Annotated in this window: 13 protein-coding genes; 7 read left to right on the top strand and 6 right to left on the bottom strand. The window is 63.1% G+C overall.

Annotated features, from left to right (window positions below):
• Positions 1–25: 25 nt before the first annotated feature.
• A complete protein-coding gene (locus tag E4T66_RS01830) occupies positions 26–1,393 on the bottom strand; it encodes a cytochrome P450 (RefSeq protein WP_136847189.1) in 1,368 nt (455 codons plus the stop codon).
• Between the two features lie 237 nt (positions 1,394–1,630).
• On the opposite strand from E4T66_RS01830, the gene E4T66_RS01835 reads away from it, so the two are divergent.
• Positions 1,631–2,455, top strand: coding sequence for a DUF3014 domain-containing protein (locus E4T66_RS01835; protein WP_136847190.1), 825 nt, complete (start codon positions 1,631–1,633; stop codon positions 2,453–2,455).
• Between the two features lies 1 nt (position 2,456).
• Entirely contained in the window at positions 2,457–2,981 is a 525-nt protein-coding gene (locus tag E4T66_RS01840) for a CC0125/CC1285 family lipoprotein (protein WP_248679355.1), read from the top strand.
• A 125-nt stretch (positions 2,982–3,106) separates the two neighbouring features.
• Here the strand turns inward: E4T66_RS01840 and E4T66_RS01845 are convergent, their stop codons facing one another.
• From E4T66_RS01845 to E4T66_RS01855, 3 genes are all read right to left on the bottom strand, one after another.
• Positions 3,107–4,090, bottom strand: coding sequence for a GGDEF domain-containing protein (locus tag E4T66_RS01845; protein WP_136847191.1), 984 nt, complete (start codon positions 4,088–4,090; stop codon positions 3,107–3,109).
• 104 nt (positions 4,091–4,194) lie between these two features.
• On the bottom strand, positions 4,195–5,199 hold the full coding sequence (locus E4T66_RS01850) for a fatty acid desaturase family protein (protein ID WP_136847192.1): 1,005 nt from the start codon (positions 5,197–5,199) through the stop codon (positions 4,195–4,197).
• Between the two features lie 11 nt (positions 5,200–5,210).
• The gene (locus E4T66_RS01855; RefSeq protein ID WP_136847193.1) at positions 5,211–6,035 is read right to left on the bottom strand and encodes a PaaX family transcriptional regulator C-terminal domain-containing protein; all 825 of its coding nucleotides are present in this window, start codon (positions 6,033–6,035) and stop codon (positions 5,211–5,213) included.
• 103 nt (positions 6,036–6,138) lie between these two features.
• On the opposite strand from E4T66_RS01855, the gene E4T66_RS01860 reads away from it, so the two are divergent.
• The 4 genes from E4T66_RS01860 (at position 6,139) to E4T66_RS01875 (ending at position 11,466) form a co-directional block, all read left to right on the top strand.
• Positions 6,139–6,918, top strand: a complete 780-nt coding sequence (locus tag E4T66_RS01860; protein ID WP_136847194.1) for a crotonase/enoyl-CoA hydratase family protein — start codon at positions 6,139–6,141, stop codon at positions 6,916–6,918.
• Positions 6,919–6,941: 23 nt separating this feature from the next.
• The gene (locus E4T66_RS01865) at positions 6,942–7,856 is read left to right on the top strand and encodes a crotonase/enoyl-CoA hydratase family protein (RefSeq protein WP_136847195.1); all 915 of its coding nucleotides are present in this window, start codon (positions 6,942–6,944) and stop codon (positions 7,854–7,856) included.
• 83 nt (positions 7,857–7,939) lie between these two features.
• Positions 7,940–10,525, top strand: coding sequence for an autotransporter outer membrane beta-barrel domain-containing protein (locus tag E4T66_RS01870; protein ID WP_136847196.1), 2,586 nt, complete (start codon positions 7,940–7,942; stop codon positions 10,523–10,525).
• Between the two features lie 119 nt (positions 10,526–10,644).
• Positions 10,645–11,466 (top strand): HDOD domain-containing protein, encoded by an 822-nt coding sequence (locus E4T66_RS01875; RefSeq protein ID WP_169577434.1) that lies wholly within the window; start codon positions 10,645–10,647, stop codon positions 11,464–11,466.
• Here E4T66_RS01875 and E4T66_RS01880 read toward each other — a convergent pair.
• On the bottom strand, positions 11,463–11,999 hold the full coding sequence (locus E4T66_RS01880) for a nuclear transport factor 2 family protein (protein WP_136847198.1): 537 nt from the start codon (positions 11,997–11,999) through the stop codon (positions 11,463–11,465). The two genes, E4T66_RS01875 and E4T66_RS01880, sit on opposite strands and share 4 nt — an antisense overlap.
• Positions 12,000–12,222: 223 nt before the next feature.
• Here E4T66_RS01880 and E4T66_RS01885 point away from each other — a divergent pair, with 223 nt between their 5' ends.
• Positions 12,223–12,738 (top strand): globin family protein, encoded by a 516-nt coding sequence (locus E4T66_RS01885; protein WP_136847199.1) that lies wholly within the window; start codon positions 12,223–12,225, stop codon positions 12,736–12,738.
• 7 nt (positions 12,739–12,745) lie between these two features.
• Here E4T66_RS01885 and E4T66_RS01890 read toward each other — a convergent pair whose 3' ends face one another.
• Entirely contained in the window at positions 12,746–14,131 is a 1,386-nt protein-coding gene (locus E4T66_RS01890; protein ID WP_211242716.1) for a WS/DGAT/MGAT family O-acyltransferase, read from the bottom strand.
• Between the last annotated feature and the right edge of the window lie 137 nt (positions 14,132–14,268).

Here is a 14,268-nt window from a genome sequence, read left to right on the forward strand (position 1 = left end):
TGGACTGGTCCGCCAGTCGCAAGAATCAGTGGCGATAGCCTTTGACGCGAACTCTGAAGTCCATCGCCGGGCCGGGCGTCGGCGCGGTCTTGGTTTTCAGCACGTAGCCCGGCGGATCGAGCTCAAGGTCTACTTTGTAGAACAGGCGCGCCATTGACAGCGCGATCTGGATCTCGGCCAGGCTCTTGCCCAGGCAGGTGTGCGGGCCACGCCCGAACGGCGAGTAGGCGCCGGACTGCATGTGCTCGGCGCGGGGCTTGGCATAGCGGTCGATGTCGAACTGGTCGGCGTTGGGGAAGTACTCGTCCATGAAATGCGGCACTGAGGTCGCGATGTAGACCATCTCGCCTTTGCGGATCTGATGGCCTTCAAATACGAAGTCCCGGGTCGCGCAGCGCATCTGTGCGACGGCGATCGGATAAAGGCGCATGGTTTCCATGATCGCGCCCTGCAGCGCTGGCAGGCGCTTGAGCAGATCGTCTTCGGAAATCTCGCCGTTGGCGAACAGTGCATCGACCTCTTCGAGCACACGCCGTTTCACCTCGGGATGCTTGAGTACGGTGTAGGTGATTGCCGCGGTGGTGTTGGCGACAGTGTCCAGGCCGGCGACATAGGGCCCGGTCAGGGTCACGATCAGGTCGCTCGCCGGCATGATATGCGGCGTCTTCACGTGCGCTTCGAAGATGTCGTCGATCAGGTTCTTGTCTTCGTCCTTGACCTTGCCGACGCGCGCCCGTGCCTGTTCGATCATCTTGTGCCCAAGTTCGAATACGCGTGCCTTGGCTTTCCTGTACTCGGGGCGCTTCAGCAGCACTTTCGGCCGCTGGCGCGTGACCAGTACGTTGAGGATGTAAAGGATCGTCGTGCGGATGTCCTTCACATACTCCAGGGGCGCTGCACCGGTCAGGATCGTGCCAAGCTGATCAACCACCATGTACTGCATTGCCTGCACAACGGGAACCGACTCACCGACCTTCCAGTCACGCAGAATGACCCGGTCAGTGATCTGGACCAGTTCGTTGTAGCGGCCCTTGATGGATTCCTTGGAGTAGCCGCGGCGCATGATGTCGCGCAGCTCTTTATGGCCTTCGCCGTCTTCGCCGGTCAGCGTGCGGGTCGCGCCATATTCCTTGACCAGACCTTCCCAGAATTCTTTAGAGCGCAGGCACTCCTTGCCTTCGCGGGTGCCGAGGAAATTGGCTGCTTCGACTCCGGCGATGGTGACGTACTGGTTGCCAAGAATGCTCAGGCGATACACCGGGCCGTACTTGCGATAGCAGTCGACAAAGAACTTGGCTGGATCCTTGGCCATGCCGGGGAGGCTGCCGATCAGCGGCCAACCTTGAACAGTGGGTGTTTCGCGGTGTGCAAGCGCAGGGGCGACAGTGGTCAAGGGTTCTCTCCAGCGGTGGCCTGAATATAATTATGAGAAGCGAATTCGCTAATTGACCGACTTTGTAACAGACGCTGCCAGAACCGGGACTCGTCCGAGCGGAGTAGGTGGCGGGTGCGAGCGATTTGTTGGAGGATGAACGTGGCCGCGGGGAACGTCCGCGCGTCAACGCAGTCCCATCCTTATCATGTGCAGCTGAAGCGCGTATAGGGATGTACGTCGCAGCGGAAAGGCGAAATGAAAACAGGACATTGGATCGGTCTGGCGGCAGTGCTCATCGCGTTGGTGTTGGGCTATGCGTGGTTGCGCAGTCCGCCGTCGGGTGACGGTGACTATGCCGCTCCGCCGATGACTGAAGCGCCGTTGGCGGATACCGGAGAGACGGACGGACTGCCGGAGCAGTCACTGCCCGCGGTCGAACACCCACTGGGCGACGAATCGTCCGCGCAGGGCGCACCGCTGCCGGCCCTTGATGACAGCGACGCTGCACTGCGTGCCGCCGCCGTTGAAGCCCTGGGCGAGCAGCCGGTTGAGGCGTTTCTGATTCCCCAGCAGATCGTGCGGCGACTGGTGGCGACGATCAACAGCCTCGACGCCGAGCCAGTGCCGATGCGCGTGCGCTCGGTGCCGCCGATTCCGGAAGCCTTTGCCGTGCAGCGCAGCGGCAAGCGCATTACTCTTGATCCTGCCAATGCTGACCGCTACGAGGCTTTTGTCTCGGCGATGCAGGCTGCCGACACCGCGACGCTGGTCGCGGTCTACCGGCGTTACTATCCCCTGTTCCAGAAGGCCTATGAGCAGCTCGGCTTTCCCGGGCTCTATTTCAACGATCGCGTGATCGCGATCATCGACCATCTGCTGAGTACGCCACAGATAGACGGGCCGATCGAGCTCACTCAGCCCAAGGTGATGTTCCTGTATGCGGACCCGACGCTGGAGCGTCGCTCCTGTGGGCAGAAACTGCTGATCCGTCTCGGCGCCGACAACGCGGCGGCAGTCAAGGACAAGCTGAGTGAGATCCGCACTCTGCTGGCCAGGGCACGCGATGCGTCGGCAGACTGAAATGTACGGTCGAATGGCCGCACCGCGCAGGCGGGCGACGCGGTCAGCGCTGCTATTGGCATTGCTGGCCGGAGTGCTCGGCGGATGCGCCACCGCGACGCCATACCAGCAACAGCGCGACGGCTACGGCTATACCGAGCAGAAACTGGAGTCGAATCGATACCGCGTCAGTTTTCGCGGCAACGCGGCGACGTCTCTGGATGCGGTGCAGAACGCGCTGATGTTCCGCGCGGCGGAACTGACCGTAGCGCAGCACGGCGATTACTTTGTCGTTCTCAACACGCAGACCGAAGGCACCCAGAGCGCCAATTCGCCAACGGTCGGCATCGGCCTCGGCGGATTCAGCTTCGGGTCCCACGGAGGCGTCAGCGTCGGTTTCGGCGGCAGCACCCAGGTCGACAAGACGGCCTACTCCGCATCAGCTGAAATCCAGATCTTTTCCGGTCCAAAGTCTGCCGATCAACCCACTGCGTTCGACGCGCGCGAACTCATGAGCAATCTCGGGCCGCTGCTGAAACGGCCGTAGGGTTGTTCGGCACGAGGTGCGCGACGCCAACGGAGAGGGTCTCCTTTGAGATAGAAGGCATCGCAGTTCCCGTCTTAGGTCACCAGACCTAGCACCTAGAGCCAAGCCACGCGCCGAACAGGCGCCTAATTGTCGGCCAGCTGAGTGCGATTGCGTCCGGCGCGCTTGGCTGCGTACAGCGCGCGATCGACCCGGCGGATCAATGTCGACGCGGGTTCATCAAGTCGGGCTTCGGCCAGACCGACCGAAAAGGTGTAGGACACGGCAGTCCCAGCGTGTGCCAGCGGCGCCGCGGGCACTTGCGTACGCAGGCGCTCGACCACGTCCAGTGCCTGCAGCAGGTCAATGCCGTGCATCAGCACCAGGAACTCTTCGCCGCCGATACGACCAATGCAGTCCTGCGGGCGCAACCCATACTGGCTGTACACCGCGAAGTGCTGCAGTACCGCGTCGCCGCAGTCGTGCCCCAACCGGTCGTTGATGTGCTTGAAGTGGTCGAGGTCGATCAATGCCAGACAAAATGGCTGTTCAGTGTTCTGCAGCTGGATCAGTGCCTGGTCGATCTGGCCCATCATGTGTCTGCGGTTGGACATGCCGGTGAGGGCGTCGGTCAGGGACTCCTGCAGCGCCGCATCGCGCGCCTGACGCAGGCTGCGTTCGTGATGCTTGAGCTGGGTAATGTCGGTGCCGACCGACAGGAACCAGCCGTCGTCGAGTGTGATCTCGGTCATCCACAACCAGCGGCCGTCGGCCGTGTCGACCTCGAAGCCGCGCTCGGGAACCGAGCGCCTGCGCTGCAGAACGTCGGCGATGAAGCGCTCAACGTCGCCGCTGTCAACCTTGACGCCGAAGCCATGGGCGTGTTCGTGACGCAGGATATCGGCAAATTTCACCGGAAAGGCGAGGCCGCGCAGAAACAGCGACTCGAACGCATCATTGGCATATCGCAGTGTGTCGCTGGCGTCGTACAGGCCGATCACCAGTCCGCTGCTGGCCAGTGCGCGCAGCATCGGTACCAGACCTTTCGCATCGTCGAGTGACAAGGCTGGGCTGGCGTCGCCGATTTCTGCTGATGAGGTGCCGCTGGTCCGCTGCTGGTTCATCGACATCCGAAAGCCACTGTTCCGAGACCAGTGTACGGGGAGCACGCCGGATAGTGCGTGTCCCGTGGACGTCTGAGTGCTGAGGATAGTCAGGCGGGCCGCAGTGCCGTTCAAGCGGTCCGTGGTTCAGTGACGGTGTGCAGCACGCTCAGATAGCCTGGCGCCATCGGCAATGCATCGCGTTCGCGTAGCAGACGATGCAGCGCCGGCAGCCGGTAGTATGGTGCTGACGCCAGCAGGTGATGCTCCCGGTGAAGATTCACGTACATCGGCGCCACCGTCAGACGTGCGAGCCAGCCGGCGCGGGTCGAGCGCGTATTGCGCAGAACGTCGGGTGAGTTCTCAGTGCAGGCGTGTTCGGCAATTGCGCGGATGCGCACGAACAAGGTGAATGTCGTCAGGTAGGCCAATACCCAGACGCCATAAAGCCAGGCGTGGCCAGCCGCTGAGAGAGCCGCGAGCAGGAGGCCGTTGGTCATCAGCATCGGGATCATGTTGCGTAATGCAGCGCCGGCAATCTGCAGGTTGCTACGTTCGTTGCGCGGCAGCCATTCGACTTCGCTGGCGACGGTCCATCGGATCAGGCCGGCGTCCATCAGCAGGCGGCCGTATAGAACCTTCAAGCCGGTCAGTCCGGTGACATCGCGCAGAAGCTTGCGTGCCAGAGCAGAACGTGTAATCGGAAATGGCGCGATCAGCGAGCGGTCACTGTCCTGGGCGGTACCGGTGTGAGTGTGATGAAGCATGTGATGGGTACGGTATTTGGCGACGTCCTGCCAGATCGGACGCGCGCACAGCCAGTCACCCAACACGGCGTTCATCCAGCGCGTACGGAAAAGGGTGCCGTGTGCCGCTTCGTGTTCGAGGATTGCCAGCGCCAGCTGACGGCCACCGATGACCAGCAACGCGATCAGGAACGTCAGTGCATTCGGCTGGTAGGCAAGCAGCGCCATCGCTGCTGCGATCACAGACCAGGTTGAGGCGATGGCCCAGGTGCCACGCCAGTTCGAGCGCTCGGTCAGTGCCGCGATCTCATCGCGGCTGAGCAGATCGGCTGTACGTCGCCGTGTCGTGGTACTGGATGCCGGAAACGGGTGAGAAGCGGTCGGAGGCATGGCGGTCGTCATCAATGCGTGGAAAGCCTGGAGGATTTCGGCGTGTTCATCTGCGCGCTGTATTCGCGCGCGCTTTGCCAGATCGCGTGGCCGTAACGGTCGAAACGTCTGACGGATTCAACGAATGCGTGGCGCGCCGCGGTATCGACCATCGGCTCAGGCAGCAACGGGTCAAACACCACATCGCGAATGGCTTGTCCGCCGATCAGAAAGGCCTCGCGCGCTGCGACGTCCGGCTCCAGCGATGGTGCGCGCTGCATCCAGGCTTCGAGTCGTTCCCGCTGGCGCCGGTAGTGATCGCTCAATGCGCTGCCGTCCCATAGCGTCGGGATGCGCGCTTCGCGTGCCGCATCGAATCCAGTCGCGACGAATACGCAGGCGTCGGTGTCCAGGCCCAGCGCATGCAATCGTTTGCGCACGGTAGTGACACTGTCATCGATGTTGTCTGGACGTACGAACAGATCGCGCTCGAGTTCGCGGAATCCCAGCATCTGCAGTGCGCGGTGACGGCGGCGCAGCGCGCTGCGATCGCTACGGCCGAGTGCGCCGCAATGCACTGCCAGATAGGCGCCGCTCCAGGGACGGATACGTTGTTCGGCGTGGCGCCAGGTGGCGACATCGTCCGCGAGCTGGTGCGCTGTGCCACTGAGCTGGTAACTGCCGCGTTCCACCGCTTCGATCAGACCTTCCGCTGACAGGCGCACCAGTGCCACGCGAACTGTATTGGCACTGACCTCGAACAGAGCGCAGGCGCCGATCAGGTCGCGCACGTTCAGGGCATGCCCTTCGTTGGCCAGCAGCAGGTCCAGAATCAGATTGCGTGCCCTGGGTTTCATGTGATCACGTTACACGGTGTGCGTGATTATGCATTTATGTGTAATGTTCCATGTCCGGCTGACAAACGCAAACCGGATTCGTTTCCGATTGAGGGGCCAATGTATGTCTGAAGCTCTGGTACTGACGCAGCGCCGCGCGCCGCTGTTCATCATCACGATCAACCGGCCGCAGGTCCGCAATGCGGTCGATGGCCCCACTGCCGCCGCGCTGGCCGAGGCGTTTCGCACGTTCGAGCGTGACGCCGAGCTGAAGGTGGCGATCCTGACCGGTGCCGGCGGGCATTTCTGTGCCGGTGCGGATCTGAAAGCCGTGGCCGGTGGCGATGCCGCACGCGCCAACCGCATCGACTCGCAGGGCGACGGCCCAATGGGGCCCTCGCGGATGCAGCTGTCCAAGCCGGTGATCGCGGCGGTCTCCGGCTACTGCGTCGCGGGCGGTCTGGAGCTGGCATTGTGGTGCGATCTGCGAGTGGCGGATGCATCAGCGGTGTTCGGTGTGTTCTGTCGACGGTTCGGCGTGCCGTTGATCGACGGTGGCACCGTGCGCCTGCCGCGTGCGATCGGTATGAGCCGCGCGATGGACCTGATTCTCACGGGTCGTCCGGTCGACGCGCAGGAGGCCTGGCAGCTGGGTCTGGCCAATCGCATTGTTCCGGCAGGAGAGGCGTTGGATGCCGCTGAAAAACTCGCATTGGAGATCGCCGCGTTTCCGCAGACGTGCATGCGCAACGATCGGCGCAGTGCCTACGCGCAATGGGGTCTCAGCGAAAGCGACGCGATCGCGAACGAATTTCGCGAGGGCCTCTCGACGCTGGCGTCGGGCGAAACAGTTTCCGGTGCCACGCGCTTTTCGGGTGGCGACGGCCGCCACGGCCACTTCTAAGATCATCGACGCGGAGCATTCCGATGGACACACTCAAGACGCTGACCTACGCGGTCACCGGGCGCATCGCACGGATCACGCTGAACCGCCCGGAGCGCGGCAACGGCATCACCATGGACATGCCACGCGAGCTGGCTGCCTGCGTCGAGCGGGCAGACATCGACCCCGCGGTGCACGTCATTGCACTGGCCGGAAACGGCACGGGCTTCTGCGGGGGCTACGACCTGGTCGAGAGCGCCGAGGCCTTGCAGATCGGTGAGCCCGATCCGTCACGACCGCCCGGCTCGGTCCTGGATCCGCGGGTGCAGATGCGCAATCACGTCCCGGGCAGTCAATGGGATGCGATGACCGATTACGCGATGATGAGTCGCAACGTCAAAGGGTTCATGAGCCTGTTTCACGCCAACAAGCCGGTGGTGTGCAAGGTGCATGGATTCTGTGTCGCCGGTGGCACTGACATGGCCCTGTGTTCCGATCTGCTGGTGATCGCGGAAGACGCCAAGATCGGCTATCCGCCAGCGCGCGTCTGGGGATCGCCGACGACGTCGATCTGGGTGCATCGGCTCGGCATCGAGAAAGCCAAGCGTCTGTTGTTCACCGGGGATTGCCTGAATGGTCGCGAGGCGGTCGAGTGGGGCCTGGCGATCGAATCCGCGTCGCCGGATCAACTGAATTCACGTTTCGAGATTCTGCTGGAACGCATTGCGCGCATGCCGGTCAACCAGCTGATGATGATGAAGCTGTTGCTGAACCAGACGCTGATGGCGCAAGGGCTGCACACGACGCAGATGCTTGGCACGGTGTTCGATGGCATCACCCGCCACACCCCCGAGGGTTACGCCTTCCAGCAGCGGGCGATGCAGGCCGGTTTCAAGCAGGCCGTGCGGGAGCGCGACGAGCCTTTTGGAGATTTCGGATTGTCCACGTTCAAGGGCTGATCCCGGTGCTGTAGCGGTCGAATAAGTTGCGTTTTGTGGCGTTTTCTCGGTACGGTCTTCGAATCGGCGATCCGGGGGAAGTCATGCTAACAACACGTTTACATTTTTCCGCGTACTTTCTGATCTTCTGCAGTCTGCTGATCAGCCCCATTGCAGGCGCGGCGGTTCAGATCCAACCGCAGCAGGGCGTCAGTTTCAGCCAGGCCGATTTTATCAACGCACCGGAACGTCCGGACTCCGAAACCGCGTGGTGTCTGATCGATCTTCCGAGCCTGCGTGCGGCAACCGGTCTGTCGGAGGGATTCTTGAATATTGCCCGCGATGGCGAGTGGGTCGTGCGAAATATCCCGATATTTTCGGTCCAGACGGCGCCGTACGAACAATTCTCCACGCAGCTGAATCTCGGCATTGCGGCGGGCACCGATGTCACGCAGATGAGCTTCGATGTACAGGCGTCTGTCGATCCGATCAGCGACTTCACTGCCGGCACCCCCGTGCTGTTTGCAGTGGGAACGATCGAAATTGCGATCGGTGGCGCCGGGGAGGATGACTCGGCGCCGCTGCCGCCGGCGGCCGATGCGGCGGCGCTGGATGCGATGATGCGGGTTTGCGGCGTGGTGTCGGCGCGCAAGCAGGGTCTGGTGTCTGGAGCCAAGCGCAATATCGAATCCACACGGCAGAACGTGCCCAACATCGAGGCCGCGCGCAATCAATGCGTGCCGATGTCGGTGGCCAACAGTATGCAGTTTCTTGAGAACACCACCGATCTGGAGGTGCCGCACCCGCATACGCCCGGGCTCGAAGGGGAGAGTCGTCCCGACGGTCAGGGTTCGCTGGTTGCCAATCTTGGGGAACGGATGGGACGCAGCGTTCCGGATCCGAACAACCGTCGTGATGAGCGGGCAAGAGGCGTGTGGGAGCGCAACGCCATCGTCGGCAAGCTCGAGTATCTGGTCGATAACGGCCTGCAGGACGATGTCGAGACGATGTTCTGGATGGCCGAGTTCGGCAATCCGGCACTGTTCCCCCGCAGCAGTGTCACGGTCACCAAAGGTGATCGCAGCGCGACAGCCAGCTTCATGGGGTCCCCCAATATTCCCGATATCGTCAACTGTCTGAACAACAAGGGGGATGTCGAGGCGATCTACCAATGGAACGGGGGCGCGCATGCGGTGAACATCGTCGCGGCCGGCATCCTGGGGGTCGACAGTGCAACGCCCTTCCGCTATCTGGTCGAATCGTCCGACTTCAACCAGAACAATGATGCCGCAGGCACCGGTGCCGAAGGCGTGCTGACATCCGCGGTGATCGCCGGCGGCAGCGGTACGCTGCAGATGAATCGTCAGGATGGCCAGTCCCGTACCCTGCGTTTCATGATGTGCCAGCGCTTCGTCGGGCAGCCCAAGACCACGACCTCTCTGATCTCCCAAGTGAGTGTTGACGATCCGGCCGGACATGCGTGCTGCGTGCAGCCGCCGCCGGAGCAGGCGGAGGTCACGCAGCCCGAGGGGACTCGCCCGCGAGGGGTTGACGGCAAGGCGCTATCCACGAAGCTTGGCGGCGTCCGTCCGAAGGCCGGCGTCTCCGGGGCATTCGTGCTCGACGGCAATGTCGACTGGCTGCCGGTGTCCGGTACGACTGACGGCGGTACGTTCAGCGCAACCGGAACGGCGACCGTTGCGGGATTCTCCAACGTCGAAACCACCTGCAGTGGCGACTATGTGCCGTTTGAGCAGGGCAATGTCGTGACCTGCGAAGTCGGCAGCAACGGCGCACTACCGACCGGTCAGCCGATCACCTATACCTTCGAGCTCGCGACCCAGGGCGCGACGGCAATAGCCGATCCGGCTGCGCAAGTCGCCGCCGATGCGGTCGAGGTCATCGCCTTTGGTGACACCTTGACGGTCGCTGCCGGCAGTACCTACACGGTTAACGGCCAGCTGCGTATCGAAGGGACGCTGGTGATCGAAGCGGGTGCGCAAGTGAATGTCGCCGGCATCGTCAGCAATTACGGAACCATCGACAATGCCGGCGGCTGGGTGCAGGTGTCCGGTGCGGAGTTCAGCAACGCGGGCGTGTTCGAAAGTGTCGGCACGATGAGTGTGGCGGGCGTTCTGAACAACAGTGGCGGACTGACGAACGCGGGCCTGCTCGCGCTGATCGACTGCGGCCAGTTGATCAATCTCGGTGCCCTGAACAACACTTCGACCGGCACGCTGAATATCGGTGCCGGCGCAACGCTCAGCAATGTTCAGGGCGGTGTGCTCGAGAACGTCGGTGCCAACAGCGTGCATAACAGCGGCTACATCCTCAATGACGCGATCAGCACGCTGCGCAATCTGGCGTCCGGCAATTTCGAGAACACGGCAGCCGGGCTGATCGACAGTTACGGCGCGATCGAGAACAGCGGCAGCTTCAGCAACGCCGGATCGATCATGCTGTTCTGCGGCGCCACCGTGACCGGTTCGATCAGCGGTCAGCCCGCGGTGGATACCTGTGAAGTGCCGCCCACACCGACTCCGACGCCCACTCCCACGCCGACGGCAACGCCTGCCCCCACTGCCGGTGGCGGCGGCGGGGGCGGCAGTTTGGGGTTGGGCGGCATCGCCTGGTTGCTGCTCGCCACGGGCGTGGCGGCCCTGATGCGATGGAGGCGGCCCGCCGTCTGAGGGACACCGCTGGTCCGGTGGGCTGCGGCCGTGGTCGCCCCGATATGGCGCAGAGGGTCCGTCTTGCGGTCTGATCCGGGGCGGAGGATTACCGGGTGATGAGCGTCGAGCGGAACTTGATGAGCCGGATTGCGGCCGAGATGGCGGCGGGTCGTCTGACTCTGCCCAGCCTGCCGGAAGCTGCGGCAACGGTGGGCGAGCTGGTGCGGCGTGAGGACGTTACGGCTGCGCGGCTGGCGGCGGAGATCGGCAAGGATCCGGCGTTGGCTGCGCGCCTGTTGCGCGTCGCCAACAGTGCCGCCGTCAGCGGCAGTGGGCCGCCAGCGGAATCCCTGACGCGGGCGATCACCAAGCTGGGCTTCAACTTGACGCGGGCGCTGGTCAGCCGCATGGCGATCGAACAGATGTTTCATCCGAAATCTCCGGCACTCAAAGCCTACATGCGCCGGATCTGGCGGCAGAGTCTCGAGGTGGCCGCGCTGAGTCGGGTACTGGCGGAGCGCCTGACCATTCTGGAACCTGACACGGCCATGCTGGCCGGGCTGGTGCACCTGGTCGGTGTTTTGCCGATCGTGCGGCTGGTTGACGATCACCCGGAGCTGGTGCGCAGCGAGGCAGAGCTTGAAACGGCCATCGCTCACATGCATCAGGCGGTCGGTCGTTTTGTGCTGAAAGTGTGGAAATTTCCCCCTGAGCTGGTCGAGGTGCCGGTGCTCGCCAACGACTTCCTGCGGCACCACGATGGGCCTGCTGACTACGCCGATGTCGTCAGCGTTTCGTTGCTGCAGTTGCGCGGCGATGCTGCAGGTGTATTGACCGAGGTGGATCCCGGAAGGGTGCCGGCCATTGCAAAGCTCGGCCTAAGGCCGGAGGCCGAGGTGCTTGAGATGCCGGATCTGCGTGGTGCCTACGAGCGCACGACGCTGCTGCTCGCGGCTTAGGCGCTTTGAACGGGCAGATTGCGGCTCAGCATCGCGATCAGACGGCGTTTGGTCGGAATCACCCAGTTTTCCTTCAGCTGCGGCGATAGCAACCCGGTGTCGTCGAGCTCGTCGCACAGGTGCATCTGGTGCGCCAGGTCGAACAGATCCAGCTGATCAGTGAACATCCCGTCGTCGCCCACGGTGATGAAGGAAACACCAGGCGTCTGGAAATAGCTGCCATCGGCGCGGCGACCGGGACCGCGATTCCACCAGTGCGTGATGATCCGGTTGCCGTGCGTGGTGTAGCGCTCGATCGGGAAACTCCAACCTTCCCATCCGACGAGCATGTCGCGACCGTAGTGCGTTGCGCGGATCTCGTCGCGATTCGCGGCGAAGACTCGCATGGTGCCACCGTACTCACACAGATAGGTGCACTGCTCGGCGTAGAACGCATCGGCGATCCAGGCCCACTGGTTGCGTCTGGCCGCCTCCTCGAAGGCTGATGCCAGTGCCTCGGCGCGGGACTCCACCTGTTCGCGGCTCAAGCTCATGCGGTTCGCTCCGGGTTCGTTTCGGCCTTGAGCATGGATGCGGCGCCCACGCCGCACATCGTCTGATTGCAGCATCCGTCCGCCGCGCCGGCACGCTCGCATTGAGGCGTCGGAGCCGACTTCGTACACTGCATCCGGGCGCGTTCGGTAGCCGTATCTCCATCAGTCGCCGAAAGCCCCTGCGGTTGCCGTGGGCATGGTCCTTGCTGCACAGGAGCTCCGAATGAACATGAAATTTTCACTGTCATCTCTCGTTGCCGCTGCCGCGCTGAGCCTGGGAACACAGGCCCTGGCCGCCAACGCGCAGGCTGCTCACGAGGTGACGACCTATCAGGGACTTGCCGCCGGCACGACCGCCGAGGGGCAGATGTTTGACGGCGTGTCGCCGACGACGCTGCGCTCGATTGGCGGCGAGCACGGCGCGCAGGTGTGGGTCGACGGCGTTCTGCAGCGGGTGACGCTGAACAGCCGCCTGATCGGGCGTTATGACGCGATGAGCGAGGCGCAGCGCGCCGGCCTCAATGAGCTGCTGCTGAAGATGGTGCTCGGCGGTCCGATCGACCGTGACGATCCGGCCCTGCAGGCCATCGCCGGACTGCAGCTGTCGACCAGTGAGTTCAATCAGCTGATCGAAGCCGCCTACGACACTTGTGAGCAGTCACGCATTCGCTATCACGACTGCAATCGCATCATTGCCGCGATGGGCCCGGTGCGCCCGATCGTGATGGGGCCCAACTGAGGCAGGCTCAGGCGGTTGCAGCCTCCAGTTCCTCCAGGGTTTCGCGACTGTAGACTGCCAGACGTTGCAGATGCGGCAGCGCTTCGCGACAGCCGATGAAGCCGAAGTTCAGGGTGTCCAGATAACTGACAACGGTAATGTTCACGCCGTAGCCGTTGAATGGTATCGACAGCGGGTAATAGGACTCCATCCGATAGCCGCGGAAGTACAACGGTTGCGTAGGGCCCGGCACGTTTGAGATCACCACGTTGAACGCCGGCCGCAGGCGGCCGATCGCGGCGGGCACCAGCGATAGAATCAGGGGGGTCATCAGCAGCGCGCTGTACTGCATGATCGCGTTGCGCGTCATGCCCTGCAGTTCGGCTTTGGCGTTGCGGGTGGATGCGATGATGCTGTGGAAGCGTTCGACCGGATCCTCGATGTCCGTGGCCAGCGACGCCAGGATGGCGCCCACCGCGTTGCCGCCGCCCGGGTCGTCCTTGGGCCGGATATTGACCGGCAGCATCGCCGTCATTGCCTGGTCCGGCAGCGCATCCTGCTCCCGCAACAGGCGACGCAGTGCGCCGGCAGACAGTGCCAGCACGATGTCATTGATGGTGCCGCCGTGCGCCTTGGCCACGGTCTTGAGCCGATCAACTTTGAACTGTTGCGTGGCGAAGCGCCGGCTGCGCGAGATGCGCTGATTGATGATCGACTTGGGCGCCTGCATCGGCGCCACCAAATGATGGTCCTTGCGCTGCACGGATTTGGCGACGTGCAGGACGGCTTTGGCGATGTTGCGCGTTGCGCCGAGCTGCTCGCGCACGGCATGCAGCAAGGCTTCCATCGTCGGCGCAGTATTGCCGTCGCGCGCGCCGCGTGGCGACGGTGGACGTGCGTGGAAAATAGGGGTGCTCTTGTCATCGGCTTTCGACGAGAGGCTGTGCGAAAGCAGTTTGATGCCGGTATAGCCATCGACCAGCGCGTGATGCACCTTGAAGTAGATCGCGAAACGGCCGTCTTCAAGGCCTTCGATGAAGTGTACTTCCCACGGCGGTCGGTGAAAGTCGAGCGCATGACTGTGCAGGCGTGACACCAGAATTCCGAGTTCACGCTCATCTCCCGGCTCGGGCAGCGCGGAACGCCGGACGTGATACTCGGGGTCGAAAAGATCGTCCTCAATCCACGCCTGCAGCGGGTGCGCTGGATGCTCCGGGCGCCGCAGCTTCAGATTCCACGGGGCATAGGCCACAGTCTCGGTGCGCACTTCGTCCATCAGTGCGCGCAGAAAATTGCGTTTGGGGCGCGGCGGCGGCGCAAAGTGCATCAGCGCGCCGACGTGCATCATCGATTCATGCGATTCGCCTGCTAGAAAGGTCCAGTCCAGCGGGCTCAGCGATTTGGTTGCGGACACGTCTCCTCCGGGTGGTGACACCGACTTCATCGTGGCCGGCTGTGCGCATGATGCACGATCGCTCGCCGCTGCGGACGTGCCGCACAACAAGAAAGGGCGGCCGATGGCCGCCCTGTGCTGACTGATCGAGACTGCTC

The organism is Sinimarinibacterium arenosum (genome assembly GCF_005047655.1).
Classification (GTDB): domain Bacteria; phylum Pseudomonadota; class Gammaproteobacteria; order Nevskiales; family Nevskiaceae; genus Solimonas.

What these genes read in the sequence shown, in the direction of transcription:
- E4T66_RS01835 (WP_136847190.1), top strand. Translation starts at nt 1,631, where the DNA reads ATGAAAACAGGACATTGGATCGGTCTGGCGGCAGTGCTCATCGCGTTG.
- E4T66_RS01840 (WP_248679355.1), top strand. Translation starts at nt 2,457, where the DNA reads ATGTACGGTCGAATGGCCGCACCGCGCAGGCGGGCGACGCGGTCAGCG.
- E4T66_RS01845 (WP_136847191.1), bottom strand. Translation starts at nt 4,090, where the DNA reads ATGTCGATGAACCAGCAGCGGACCAGCGGCACCTCATCAGCAGAAATC.
- E4T66_RS01850 (WP_136847192.1), bottom strand. Translation starts at nt 5,199, where the DNA reads ATGCCTCCGACCGCTTCTCACCCGTTTCCGGCATCCAGTACCACGACA.
- E4T66_RS01855 (WP_136847193.1), bottom strand. Translation starts at nt 6,035, where the DNA reads ATGAAACCCAGGGCACGCAATCTGATTCTGGACCTGCTGCTGGCCAAC.
- E4T66_RS01860 (WP_136847194.1), top strand. Translation starts at nt 6,139, where the DNA reads ATGTCTGAAGCTCTGGTACTGACGCAGCGCCGCGCGCCGCTGTTCATC.
- E4T66_RS01865 (WP_136847195.1), top strand. Translation starts at nt 6,942, where the DNA reads ATGGACACACTCAAGACGCTGACCTACGCGGTCACCGGGCGCATCGCA.
- E4T66_RS01870 (WP_136847196.1), top strand. Translation starts at nt 7,940, where the DNA reads ATGCTAACAACACGTTTACATTTTTCCGCGTACTTTCTGATCTTCTGC.
- E4T66_RS01875 (WP_169577434.1), top strand. Translation starts at nt 10,645, where the DNA reads ATGAGCCGGATTGCGGCCGAGATGGCGGCGGGTCGTCTGACTCTGCCC.
- E4T66_RS01880 (WP_136847198.1), bottom strand. Translation starts at nt 11,999, where the DNA reads ATGAGCTTGAGCCGCGAACAGGTGGAGTCCCGCGCCGAGGCACTGGCA.
- E4T66_RS01885 (WP_136847199.1), top strand. Translation starts at nt 12,223, where the DNA reads ATGAACATGAAATTTTCACTGTCATCTCTCGTTGCCGCTGCCGCGCTG.